We start from the raw sequence: 12,900 nt of genomic DNA on the forward strand, positions 1-12,900 counted from the left end.
CGAATCAGGCGCTCACCGGCCGTCGTGCGTTATCCCCACGGGGGTGCACCACCTGCGGCCACCAGAACCACCGTCCGAGCAGGGTGGCGATCGAGGGCATCAGCAGCGTGCGCACCACCAGCGTGTCGAGCAGCAGACCGATGCACACGGTCGACCCGAACTGACCGAGCACCCGCAGATCGCTGCCCAACATGGACGCCATGGTGAAGGCGAACACCAGACCCGCCGCCGTCACCACACCGCCGGTACCGGCCATCGACCGGATGATCCCGGTCTTGAGCCCGCGATGGATCTCTTCGCGGAACCGGGAAACGAGCAGCAGGTTGTAGTCGGATCCCACGGCCAGCAGGATGATGACCGACAGCGCCATCACGATCCAGTGGATCCTGATGCCGAATAGGTCCTGCCAAATCAGCACGGACAGACCGAAAGACGCCGCGATCGAGCTGGCCGCGGTGCCGACGATCACCAGTGCGGCCACCACGCTGCGGGTCAGCAGCAGCATGATCATGAAGATCAGCGTGAGGGCCGACACCACGGCGATCATCAGGTCGTATTTCTCGCCGTCTGCCATGTCCTTGAACGTCGCGGCGGTTCCGCCGAGATACACCCGGGCATCCGAGAGCGAGGATTGCTTCAGCCCCTCCTGCGCGGCGGTGCGTTCGGCATCGACCCGCGCGATACCCTCCGGCGACATCGGATCGCCCTGATGGGTGATGAAGAACCGCGCCGACTTACCGTCCGGTGACAAGAACATCCGAAGACCCGTCTGGAAATCGGGGTTGTCGAAGGCTTCCGGCGGCAGGTAGAAGAAGTCGTCGTTCTTCGACGCGTCGAAGCTCTGCCCCATCACGATGGCGGTATTGCTCATCGCCTCCATCTGATTGATCATCGCCTTGAACGTCTGGTAGAGCGTCAGCGTGATGCCCCGGGTGGTCTTCAGCGTGGTGATCAGCGTGGGGAACAACGCATTCAGATCATGGGTTGCTTTGGCGGTGTGCTGGATGTCGCCCGTGAGGTAATGGAACTGCTCCGCGAGCTGATCGAAGCCATCCAAAGTGTCGAACAGGGACCGCAGCCCGTAGCACAGCGGGATGTCGTAGCAGTGCTTCTCCCAGTAGAAGTACGTGCGGACCGGGCGGAAGGTGTCGTCGAAGTCGGCGATGTGGTCGCGCAGGGTGTCGGTGATCTGCGACGTCACCGCCGTGGTCTTCGCGCTGTCGTCGGCGGCGTTGGCCAGATCCAGCGACACCTCGTATTGGCGCTGCGTGGTGTCGATCTGGGTTTGCAGATCATCGGCCATCTTGAGGATGTCGTTCATGCGCTCCTTGAGAAAGCTCATGTTCTGCATCGTCGTCTGGCTTTGGACGCTGTTCTGGAACGGGATCGAGCTGTGCTGGATCGGAATGCCCAGCGGCCGGGTGATGTCCTGGACCATGGCGATGCCCAGCGTGCGCATCTCGTTCTTGGCCACCCGGTCCAATACCAGCATGTCGGCCGGGTTGCGCATGTCATGGTCGGACTCGACCATCAACAGGTCGGGGTTCATCCGCGCTTCGGAGAAATGCCGATTCGCGGCCTCTTGCCCCTGATTGGACGGGGCTGACAGCGGCAGGTAGTGGCGGTCGTTGTAGCTGGTGTGGAAGCTCGGCAGGGCGATCATGCCGACCAGCACGATGGCCGCGCTGACGGCCAAAACCGGTGCGGGCCAACGCACCACGGCGGTGCCCACCCGGCGCCACAGCCGACCACGCTTGGCCTGCCTTTCGAACAGGTGGAAGCGGCTGCCGACAAAAACCACCGCGGGGCCCAGCGTGATACCGGCGAGCACCACGACCAGCATGCCGATCGCCACGGGCGCGCCCATGGTGTTGAACCACGGCAGCCGCGAAAAGCTCAGGCAATAGGTCGCGCCCGCGATTGTCAGGCCCGAACCCAACACCACCGGGGCGACGCCCTTGAATGTGGTGTAGTACGCCTCTTCTCGATCCTCGCCGGCGGCCAGCGCCTCCTGGTAGCGGCCGACGAGGAAGATGCCGTAGTCCGTTCCCGCGGCGATGGCCAGCATGGTGAGGATGTTGGCCGCGAAGGTGGTGAGCCCGAATGCGTTGTGATACGCCAGAACCGCGACCACCCCGCGCGAACAGGCCAGCGCGACAAAGGTCATGAACAGCTGCACGAGCGTGGTGACGATGGACCGGTAGACCAGCAGCAACATGATCGCGATGGCACCAAGGGTGAACAGCGTGATCTTGGCCAGGCTGGCGTTACCGATGATGTGCATGTCGTCGGACAGCGCAGCGGGACCGGTGACATAGGCCTTCACACCGGGCGGCGCCCTGTTCTCGTCGATCACCTTGCGAACCGCGTCCACCGACTCGTTGGCCAGCGTCGTGCCCTGGTTACCGGCGAGGTTCACCTGCACATAGGCGCTCTTGGCGTCGGCGCTCTGCGCGCCCGCGGCCGTCAGCCGGTCGCCCCAAAAGTCCTGAATGTGCTGAATGTGCTTGGGATCCTGGCGAAGTTGCCGGATCAGCTTGTCGTAATACTGGTGCGCGTCGGGGCCCAGCGGATGCTGACCCTCCAGCACGATCATGACGGTGCTGTTGGAGTCGAACTCGTGAAAGTTGTGGCCCAGGCGCATCATCGCCTTCATCGACGGCGCGTCGAGCGGTGTCATCGGCGCCGAGTGCGCCTCGCCGACTTTCTCCAGCGTGGGCACGATGACGTTCACCAACACGGTGATCGCGACCCACCCGATGATGATCGGTATCGCGAAGATGCGGATTGCGTGGGGGAGGTAGGGCCGATGGCCGCGCTCGGCCTTCGACAACCCCCGGGTGCCGATCGGGCCGGTGTCGGCGGCGTTCAGGTCGCGCTCGGTCTGATTGTGCACGTCGCTCATGCGGACTTCACCAGGCAGAAGGTCTGGGCGTTATGGCCGGCGGAATTCTGGTTGTCCCGGACAATGCCGTCCACGGTGATTTTGCAGCTGATCGTGCTGCCGTCGCTCTGCGCCATGATGTTTGCGCTCACCGAGGGCAGCGTGGTCGAGATGGTGGTCGACCAGGGCAGGGCGGCGTTGTTGACCTGATGCGTGTTGGCGTTCTCGTCCCAGTAGTTGATGTTCGCCGTGGTGCCCGGGGCACCGGAGATTTCGTAGACGACGACCTTCGGGTTGAACTGCACGATTTCGATCCCCTTGCCGGCGTTTGCGTTGAGATCTTCCGAGCCGAAGATCTTGTGCAGTCGCGACACGATGAGCGCCGACAGTGACAGAACGACCACCAGCACCAGCGGGATCCACGCTCGTCTCAATACGCGGCTGAGAAGGCCGGGGCGGGTACCCGAGTCTGGACTAGCCACCACCTGACCGCCTTCCGCAAAGCTCACCAACCGTCGCCGACGACACCACTGTCAACGGAACATTTGCTCAGTTGGGGATATTAACCTTAGTGCACGCAAGCGTTCCTCCTGGGGCCACCACCTGTGGCGTACGGCATACGCTAGTGCGCGAGCCGACCGGTGACCGGCGGCAAATCCGCCAGCGTCACGATTCCCGGCTCGGCGGCCACCACCGCCGGGACGGCATTGGTAACCGGCATCGCGGTGTAGATCATTCCCAGCCCCATGAATCCGGGCTCTGTCCAGTCTTTGGGCGGCAGGCAGTGCAACACGGTTCGCATGTTGGGCAGCCCGAACACCTGAATGACGTGCCCGTGCTCCAGGGGCTTGGGCGGGACGACGTGACTGCCCATGGTCCAGTTGAACCCGACGCTGACGACGTTGCGGTCACCGACCCAGCCGCGGTGGTAGCCGTAGACGCTGCCGACCGTTCCGGCGGGGATCTTCATGAAGCCCAGATCGGAGTCGTCGGTGGCCGCGGTGAAGGTGACGTCGAAGGTCATCTTGTCCAGCTTCGCCCCGATCGCGTCGGCCATCATCGCGGCCGACTCCGCGAAGACCTCGCTTTCGCGCCGGACGTTCTCGGCCAGCCCGGGGGTATCCGGATCCTGCGAAAAGCCCATGGCCGTCTGGGTTTCCGCCGATTCGTAGGTCGAGCAGTCCACCGACTCGGTGATCCGGATCTCGTCGACGCGCTCACACGATGCGGACAGCACCATGCCCACCATGTTCGTCATGCCAGGGTGCGCACCGCTGCCGAAGATTGTCGAATTGCCTTTCCGGCAAGCATCTTCGATGCGTTTGCGGTCCTGCGGTGTCTGCTTCCCGCCGGTGATCCACGCGGCGCTGGTGCACACGTTGACTCCGGATTCCAGCAGCCGCACCAGCTCATCGATGTTGGGCCACAACGGGTTATAGCAACACGCGTCGGCGCCCAGGGCCAGCAGCGCATCGATGTCGTTGGTCGCCCGCACCCCAGTCGGCTCCGGCCAGCCCGCCAGGTCGGCGGCGTCGACGCCGACCTTGTCGGCGCCGTGTGCGTACACGCCGGCCAGTTCCAGGTCGGGTCGCCCGATGATGGCGTGCAGCGAACGCCGACCGATGTTGCCGGTCGTCCACTGGATCACGCGTAGCGGACGGTCGGTGCTTGCCTTGCTCATCGCGGCTCCTTTGCCGGTGCGGATTGGACTCATTATCTTCTCAGCGGTGACGCGTCGGTTGACGAAGGGTCAAAGGCCGGCCGCGCCGACCGCGAGGAAAGCGCAACCGGCCGCGGCCAGCAGGAGCGCAACGTCGACGCGCCGGCGCGAGCGAATCCATTCATGCAGCGCCGCCACCCGCGTGGCGGTCGCCTCGGGCGCCAGCAGGTGGGCCAGCAGCGGAATCTCGATCAGGGCGAAGGCCACGGCGTTGAACATCAACAGCACCGCGACCTGCGTCAGGGCCGTCGCCCCGGAGGCCAGAATGACGGCCAGCGCGGCAAGGTAGTCGACCGACGGCAATGCGATGCCGAGGCCGGCGATGCCGGCGACCGCCAGCGAATGCCGGCTAAGCAAACGTTGGACCGGCGAGGCCAATCCCGTCGGCCGCGCACCCAACCGCGCGGGGAGATTCGTGGCCACGACCGCCGCGACCGTCAGCGCCAGCAGGCCGACCACAATCTGCACCTTGGGCAACGCGAAGTAGTTCGAGCCCAGCATGGCGCGTCGGAAGGCGAACAAGACAACCAGCCCCACCGCCGTTCCCATGGCGAAACCGCCGGACAGGAACGCAAGCAGTTGCAGCGCCGGTCTGGGCCTGTTCAGCATGACCACGGTCATTCCGACTCGGAACGGTTCGACGCTGACGGCCAGCGCCATCACCAGGACGGTCACCACCATCGGCATCGTGTAGCGCGCCCGTAGCCCCGGCTCAGGCGTCCAACCGGGCGAATTGCTGCCGGCGGTACTGCTCGACGCAGGCGGCGCGCCGGATCTTGCCGCTGGTGGTGGTGGGAATCGAGCCGGGCGGCACCAGCACGAGGTCTCCCACATTCACGCCGTGCGCATTGGAAATCGCCGAGGTGACGTCGCGTTTGACGGAGGTTAGCGAGTGCATGGCCGCCTCGGTGGAGTCGCCTCGCTTCTTGTACTCGATGACGGTGACGAGCTTCTCGGTGCTGTTCACCGGAACCGATATCGCCGCGACCCGACCGCCGGTGATCTCCTGGACCGTCGCCTCGATGTCCTCGGGATGGTGATTTCGTCCCCGGATGATCAGCAGGTCCTTGATGCGGCCGACGATGAACAGCCCACCCTCGTGGATGAAACCCAGGTCACCGGTCTTCAGCCATGGCCCGTCCGGCGTACCCGGCGACGGGTCGACGAGCGTCGCGCCGAAGCAGCGCTGTTCTGCCGGCGGCTTGCGCCAGTACCCCTCGGCCACGTTGGCGCCGCGCACCCAGATCTCGCCGACCACCCCCGGCGGGCACTCGCGGTCGGTGTCGCCGTCGACGATTCGCAGTGCCGGGGATTGCGGCGGTTCGTATTTCACCAGCGACGAGCCGGCGCCTGCCGCGCACGGCTTTGCGCGGCCCGCGGACAGCTCGTCGATATCGAAGTGAACCGTCGCCTCGTCACTCCAGGTGCCACTGGCCACGAAGACGGTTGCCTCCGCCAAGCCGTAGGACGGACGCATCATGTCGTCCCGAAAGTTGAAGTGCGCGAACCGATCGACGAAGCGGCTCAGGGTGGCCGGCTCGACGCGTTCGGCGCCGCTGATGATGCCCAGCACGCCGCCGAGGTCGAGTCCGGCCAGGTCACGGTCGCTGGTCTTGCGGGCCGCCAGGTCGAAGGCGAAGTTGGGGGCGGCCGACCACGAAGACGTGTTCGCGGCCAGGGATCGCACCCATCTTGCCGGCCGCTCCAAGAACGCGACGGGACTCATCAGGTCACCGCGCCAGCCGCCCAGGATCGGCGCGCACACGCCCAGCACCAAACCCATGTCGTGGTAGAAGGGCAGCCACGAGACGATCGTGGTGTCCGACGGGGCTTTTCTGCGGGAGTCGGCGAAGAAGCTGCGCATCAGCTGCTCGAAATTCACCTGCAGGTTGTGGTGCGAAATCATCACACCGGTCGGGGTTCGGGTCGAACCCGAGCTGTATTGCAGATACGCGACGTCGGGCAAAACGGTTGCCGGAACGGCGGTTTGGCGATCGGCGTCCAGATTCATCGAATCAATTTCGACGATCTTCGGGACATCATCCATGCGCGCCCGATCGACGTACTCGGCGACATCTTCGGCGACCGCGGACGTGGTGAGCACGATCGACGGTGACGTATCGGCGAGGACGGCGCTGACCCGCTCGTCGCTCGAGCCGCGATGCGGCAGCGGAAGCGGAACCGCGATGAGCCCGGCCTGCATCGATCCCAGGAACGCCGCGATGTAGTCGAGGCCCTGCGGCGCCAGGATTACCGCCCTGTCACCGACCGAACCGTGCTGGCCGAGCTCGCCCGCCACGTTGAAGGTCCGGCGGGATAATTGCGACCACGTGAGGCTCTGCGCAACGCCGTCGGCGTCGTCGGAGTAATCGGTGAACGTGTACGCCACGTCGTTGGGCCGCAGGCTGGCACGCCCGTGCAGCATGGCAAGAATCGATGATCCAGACATGGCGCGTTGTCTAGCCGGTGCCGTTGGACAGCGCGGACGTGGCTCCGCTGACGATCTGGGAAAGTGGATCGCCACTGCCCAGTGCGGCCTGGTTGACCGGCGCGATGACTTGCGCCGGGTCGAAGCCGTGCACCGGGTCGACCTGCACCGGAGCGGTCGCCGGGTCGTCGTTTCGCGAGTAGCCCGCATTCACCCGGGGAATCAGGATGGCGTCCAGCTTGTTCAGCGTGTCTTCCGAGATCCCCAGGTAGGCCAGCGGCATGACGAGCGGAAGGTGCTTTTCGGGAACCATGATCGTCGTGTCTTTCGCGCCCCTGGAGTTGATCGTCGTCCTGATGTTCTGCGGGGGCACCATGCTCGGGTTGGTGAAAGCCACCGCCGTGTGACCGGTGGCGAGGCCCAGCAGCGTGTTCGCCAGGGCGAACATGTTGTCGGGCCGGTCCGGGAAGTCGGCGATCAAGTCATACGCCGCCACGAATCTGTTTGTGTCGTACTGACTTTCGTACTGCGGTGGCATGGTGTAGTCGAGTGCGGGAACGACGCTGCCGACCGGAAACATAGCGGTCAGGAAGCTCTGCCCGAAGGCGTGATGCCCAATGGGGTCGCCGAACGTGGCGAAGTTCAGTCTGTCCGGCGGGGGAGCGGTCGGGTCGGTCGCCAGCCGGGCCTGCTCGCCGTCGACCACGAACCCGCCCTCGGAGAGGCCGATCGCCGTGCCCGGGCGGCCGGTGCGGACCGCGGCATCGAGGTTGTCTATGCCCTCGACGACCGACTCACCGATGCTGGGGCCGTCCACTCCCAGACCCGGGAACTGGTCATTGAGCTTGCCGATGCCCGGAAAGAGTCGCTCCAGCACGTGGCCCTGGATCTGGCCCGCCGGGTAGGGCACGATCTGGCGCTGCTGGCCGGGGAACCATTGGGCGCCTTCCTGGCGGATGTATTCGTCGTAGGGGATGCCCGCAACGTGAGCGCCGCCGAGGGCGAACGCCGTCTGGTCGCCCGGCGCCCCCGGGGTCGGCGGACCGCCGATCGGCGCGTCGTCAGCCGTCGCGGTATTGACGCCGAAACATCCTGTGGCAGCTACGGTTACCAGCGCCGAAACTCCTGCGAGCAGTTTCTTCATCCCAACTCCTACCGCTCGAATCCGCCTCGTAGTCTCACACACATCCCCTACGGGTGCTAACCGGGCTGCGCCTCGGCGCGTCCCTCCGGTAACCGCGACGTCGGCCGCCGCGCGCCCACCGCACCCGCTCGGGAGGGCCACCAATTCGCCCGCCCGACCAGGGCGGCGATCGCGGGAACCGTGATGGTGCGCACCAAGAAGGTGTCCAGCAAAATTCCCACCCCGATCACGAAACCGCCCTGGACCACGGTGCTGATGCTGGAGAACAAGAGACCACACATCGAGGCGGCAAAGATCAGACCCGCCGCGGTGATCACCCCGCCCGTCGAACCCAGGGTCCGGATGATGCCGTAACGCATGCTGCGCGGCGACTCCTCCCGCATGCGCGAGACGAGCAGCATGTTGTAGTCGGCACCCACCGCGACCAGCACCACGAATGCCAGCGGGGGCACACTCCAGTGCAGTTGCTGACCCAGCAGGTATTGCACCACCAGTACCCCGATCCCCACCGCCGACAAGTACGAAATGACCACGGAGGCAACGAGATACAGCGGGGCGACGATCGCACGCAGCAGCGCGATCAGGGTCACCAGCACCACCAGCAGGGTCACCGTGATGATGAACTTGATGTCGTGTTGGTAGTAGTCGCGCGTGTCCTTGAGGGCGACGGTGTAGCCGGCCATCGACACCGTCGCGTCCGCCAGTGCGGTGTTCGGTTGGGCTCCCCGCGCGGCCGCTTCGATCGCGTTGACCTGATCCATGGCCTCGGTGCTGAACGGGTTGAGTTTGGTCTGCACCACGTAGCGCACCGAGTGGCCGTCCGGCGAGATGAATGCCTTGGCGGCCTTCTGGAATTCCGCCAGGTGCAGCAGCTGGGGTGGGATGTTGAATCCGGCCATGGCCGGTTGCGCCGCGTCGCGTTTCAGCGACAACAGAAACGCCGCTGAGTCGTTGAGCCCGCTGCCGAGCTGTTTGACTTGGTCGACGACCTGAGCCACCGCGTCGGCGATTTGCCGGCTGCCACCGGCGAAACGGTTAGCGCCATCTTGCAAGGTGTTCAGGTTCGACTGCAGGCCACCGGGTTTGTCCATCCCCAGCGAATGCAGCACGGTGGTGAGCTTTGCCAATGCGGCGCGCAGGCGGTCTGCCGACGCTTTCAGCGCGTGCTTGTCCGGGTATTCCTGCAGCTGGTGCGCCAAGTCATTGATGGCGTCGAGGTCTGCTTGATCGCGCGAACCGACCAGTTGCTCGAATGTCCCGCGGGTGGCGCTGCACGAGGGGTCGACGTCGCATCGGGGGTTGCCCTGTAGCGCCCCCAGCACCGGGCCGATCCAGGCGAACATGTTCTTGGCCGCCGAGAAGTTCCAGCCCATGTTGTTGCTGAGCGCGTTGACATGGTCCACGAGCTGGGCCGCGAGATCGACCTCTTTCACCAGCGCGTCGCCGGTGTACTGGTTCTTCGTCGACGAGAAGGCGGTCTCCAGCTCCTGGACGCCGGCGGCGAGCTGGATGACCTGGCCCCGCATGTTGCCGAGGTTGTCGGCCAACGTCCCGGCCCCATCTACCAGCCGGTTGAGGTCGCCTGTGTGGTCTTTGATCAGCGTGGACCCGCCGGCCAGCAGGGTGCCGATAGCGCCCGCTTGATAGGTGGCCCTGAATTGTTCGGGCACGTTGCCGGTGGGACGCGTAATGCCGCTGACCGCAGCAACATTCGGCAATTGACTGACCCGGTCCGCCATTTGCTCCAAGTCCGCGAGCGCCTTCGGCGTGCGAAGGTCGTGCGGGGACTGGACCAAAATGTACTGCGGGATCGACTGATTCACCGGGAAGTGACGATCCAGCGCGGCATACCCGATGGAGCTCGGGGCGGACGCCCGCAGCGCCTTGCGATCGTCGTAGTTGTATCGCACCAGGCCGGCACAGCTGGCCAGGATGATCAACACGAGCACGCTGGCAACCAGGTTGACCCTCGGTCGTCGCACGATGCGGATGCCCGACCGCCGCCAGAACCGGGCGGTCAGCTCGCGCCGCGGCTTGACCAAGCCGCGCCGTCCCGCAAGCACCAGGACTGCCGGCAGCAACGTCAACGCGGCGAGGAATGCCACACCGATCCCGATCGCCGACGACGCGCCGACCGTTTTGAACACACCCATCCGGGCGAAGCTGATCAGCAGGAAGGTGACACCGACGGTGGCCGCGGATGCGGCGATCACCTTTCCGATCGAGAACATGGCGCGCTTGACCGCGTGATCGGGAGTCGCGCCCGACCGCAGGTAATCGTGATAGCGGCTGATCAGAAAGACGGCGTAATCGGTTCCGGCTCCGGCCATTATGGCGCTCAAGAACACAACGGACTGGTTCGAGACGCCCGAGCCGGTCAGTTGGGAGTAGCCCGCTACCACCGCCTGCGCGATCACCAGGGATATCCCGATCGTCAGCAACGGCAGCAGCATGGTGACCGCGCTGCGGTAGATCACCAGCAGGACGATCAGGACCATCACCGCGATCGCCAACTCGATCGGCATCCGGTCCCGAGCGCCCGCGTCGGTGAGGTCGGCGACGGTCGCCGCGGGGCCGGTGAGGTTTGCCGTCAGCGATGTGCCGGTAAGCGCCCCCTTGACGATTTCGCCGATCCGGTTGAAGGCGGCGTACGAGCGGGGCGTGCCCAACTCACCAGCGACGCCGACCGGCAGCACCCACGCCTTGTGATCCTTGCTGGTGACGACGGAGCGCAACGCCGGCGTGCTGGCGAAGTCCTGCAGCATCACGACATCGCGCGTGTCGCGGCGCAGCGCATCCACCACTTTGCCGTAAGCGGCCTCGTCGGCCGGGCCGAGCCCCTTGTCGTCGGTCAACACCACCAACAGCAGGTTTTCTGAGCCCGACTCGTGAAACGCCTCGGTCATCTTTCGAGCGGTCACGCTCGAGGGCGCATCGCTGGGCAGGATGGCAAGCGGATGCTTCTCGGCCATCTCGCCCAGCGAGGGAAAAGTCAGGGGTAGCGCGACGGCGATCGCAATCCAGATCCCCACCACTGCCCAGGGCCACCGCACCACGAAATCGGCTAGCCGTCGCATATCGCCCTCATCCCCGCTCGGCGCCGTCGGGCGTGCCCGCCGGGGACTCTCGGCCGCACCCGCCCGAGCCCGGTCACACCACGCAAATTCGCCTCACGAGCCATCGAAGTGCTCCACGCTACGCGACGCGTCCCCAGCTCCCGCTGCCGGCGACCCGCACGCAGACCGACTTCATCGCCTCCAGGTAGCGGACAACCGATTTCCGGGCGACCGGGTTGTCCGGGTGCATGATCGCCATGAACGTGCCTTCCCCGTAGCGGAATATGTAAATGGTCAGCTGGTATGAATATCGGCCGTCGGGATAGATTCCGATGTTGTTCGCCAACCCCATGTCGGCCGCGGCGAGAATGGCATTCAGCGGAGCGGCGCCGCCATGAAAGAAATTCGACACCGGAAAGTTTGGTTGCGGCCAGCGCAACCACGGCGCGAGTTCCAACACGCGGTAATAGGGAACTTTCGCCATATCCAGATTCGAATCGAAGGACGCCTGCGCCGCCCACGCGGCATCGCCGAACGAGGCGGCAGCTATGGGCACGGTGATGGGGATCAAACCGGTGAACCAACCCTGCGTCATGAAATTGTCGGTGGCGTTGCGGGAATCCCTGGGAGTAAGCCCGTAATACGTGAGGGCACCCGTGAATTCGTGCTCCACCAAGGCGAGGCAGGCGAACAGGCCGCCGACAAACCGTGCGCCGGCCGCCGCGCAGGCCGATTCGAACCGTTCGGTCTGTGCCGCGTCCATCAGGAGTTCGGACGTCATGTCGCTGCTACTGGAGTCCTGCGGGTCGCCCAGCGGGAGCGGGAACTCGGGAAAGCCACCATCGTTGTTTTCGGCGAAGTCGATCCACGCGCGCACCTCGGGGGAATCGACGGTCAGCTTTGACGTGTACTCGCGTTCGCGGGTGCAGAAATCATCGAAGCTGCCGGCATCGGGAAGGGTGAGCGCCTGCCCGCCGCCGCTCAACGCGGTGTACATGCCGTTGGCCTCCATCATCGTGGTGCCAATCAACGTCGCGTCCCCGTGGACATGATCCATGGCGGCAAAGAATGTGAAGCGGTCTTCGCTTTGAATAATCCCGAAGGTGAAGCAGCCCCACTCCAGCGGATTCGGAATGGCCACGACGTGAGCGTGTATTTCGTCGGGAGTCATCTCACCGTGCTCGATCGGGGCGAATTCGATAGCGTCGGCATCGTCGACGGTATGCCTGATGAATTCTCCGTCAGCGGTGTGCTCGAACCAGCTGCGGAACGTGTCGTGCCGGCGCAGATACGCGTTGACGGCATGGTTCATGGCGGCAACGTCACACGTCCCGGGCACTTCACAGGTAGCGATGATCTGGCGGGAGAAATTCAGCCCCGCGGCGGTCCGTTCACAGTAATTGCGAAGATGCTGGCTCTGCATGTAGCTGACCGGCACGGAGCTGACCGGCGCGTGCCTGACCTTTTCGGTCGCCGCGGCCGTCGGGTGCCAGGAGATCACCGACCCGGGCGTCACCGTCCAATCACCGAGTGCGCCGATCGTAATCTTCCCGATGCGCAAAACTTCGTCCTCCTCGGTTGCAACGACCACGGCCACCCTGGCGGCGAGACCAAGATAAACCCTCCGAGTGATCGCCGTCGCAGGCGTGCGCGAGCCACCGCCTACAC

At 65.0% G+C, this 12,900-nt stretch carries 8 protein-coding genes; all 8 read right to left on the minus strand.

The genetic code is table 11. From position 1 onward, the window contains the following. Positions 1-4: 4 nt before the first annotated feature. Positions 5-2,905, minus strand: coding sequence for an RND family transporter (locus A5624_RS14060; protein WP_066867113.1), 2,901 nt, complete (start codon positions 2,903-2,905; stop codon positions 5-7). Next, a complete protein-coding gene (locus tag A5624_RS14065; protein WP_197498087.1) occupies positions 2,902-3,369 on the minus strand; it encodes an MmpS family transport accessory protein in 468 nt (155 codons plus the stop codon). Before A5624_RS14065 ends, A5624_RS14060 begins: the two co-directional genes overlap by 4 nt. A 137-nt stretch (positions 3,370-3,506) precedes the next feature. Further along, positions 3,507-4,565, minus strand: coding sequence for a dihydrodipicolinate reductase (locus tag A5624_RS14070; RefSeq protein WP_066867138.1), 1,059 nt, complete (start codon positions 4,563-4,565; stop codon positions 3,507-3,509). A 69-nt stretch (positions 4,566-4,634) separates the two neighbouring features. Then, positions 4,635-5,285 (minus strand): GAP family protein, encoded by a 651-nt coding sequence (locus A5624_RS14075; RefSeq protein WP_066867140.1) that lies wholly within the window; start codon positions 5,283-5,285, stop codon positions 4,635-4,637. A 31-nt stretch (positions 5,286-5,316) separates the two neighbouring features. After that, positions 5,317-7,053, minus strand: a complete 1,737-nt coding sequence (locus tag A5624_RS14080; protein WP_082990568.1) for an AMP-binding protein — start codon at positions 7,051-7,053, stop codon at positions 5,317-5,319. A gap of 10 nt (positions 7,054-7,063) precedes the next feature. After that, positions 7,064-8,176 (minus strand): acyltransferase PE, encoded by a 1,113-nt coding sequence (pe, locus tag A5624_RS14085; protein WP_066867119.1) that lies wholly within the window; start codon positions 8,174-8,176, stop codon positions 7,064-7,066. 56 nt (positions 8,177-8,232) lie between these two features. After that, the gene (locus A5624_RS14090; RefSeq protein ID WP_197518964.1) at positions 8,233-11,253 is read right to left on the minus strand and encodes an RND family transporter; all 3,021 of its coding nucleotides are present in this window, start codon (positions 11,251-11,253) and stop codon (positions 8,233-8,235) included. Between the two features lie 118 nt (positions 11,254-11,371). Continuing rightward, the gene (locus tag A5624_RS14095; protein WP_066867142.1) at positions 11,372-12,793 is read right to left on the minus strand and encodes a condensation domain-containing protein; all 1,422 of its coding nucleotides are present in this window, start codon (positions 12,791-12,793) and stop codon (positions 11,372-11,374) included. Positions 12,794-12,900: the final 107 nt, after the last annotated feature.

Source organism: Mycobacterium sp. 1482292.6, assembly GCF_001672995.1.
Classification (GTDB): domain Bacteria; phylum Actinomycetota; class Actinomycetes; order Mycobacteriales; family Mycobacteriaceae; genus Mycobacterium; species Mycobacterium europaeum_A.

Bases quoted from the DNA above. Each gene is read 5' to 3' on its own strand.
- A5624_RS14090 (WP_197518964.1), bottom strand. From the start codon at position 11,253: ATGCGACGGCTAGCCGATTTCGTGGTGCGGTGGCCCTGGGCAGTGGTG.
- A5624_RS14075 (WP_066867140.1), bottom strand. From the start codon at position 5,285: ATGGTGGTGACCGTCCTGGTGATGGCGCTGGCCGTCAGCGTCGAACCG.
- A5624_RS14080 (WP_082990568.1), bottom strand. From the start codon at position 7,053: ATGTCTGGATCATCGATTCTTGCCATGCTGCACGGGCGTGCCAGCCTG.
- A5624_RS14070 (WP_066867138.1), bottom strand. From the start codon at position 4,565: ATGAGCAAGGCAAGCACCGACCGTCCGCTACGCGTGATCCAGTGGACG.
- pe (WP_066867119.1), bottom strand. From the start codon at position 8,176: ATGAAGAAACTGCTCGCAGGAGTTTCGGCGCTGGTAACCGTAGCTGCC.
- A5624_RS14060 (WP_066867113.1), bottom strand. From the start codon at position 2,905: ATGAGCGACGTGCACAATCAGACCGAGCGCGACCTGAACGCCGCCGAC.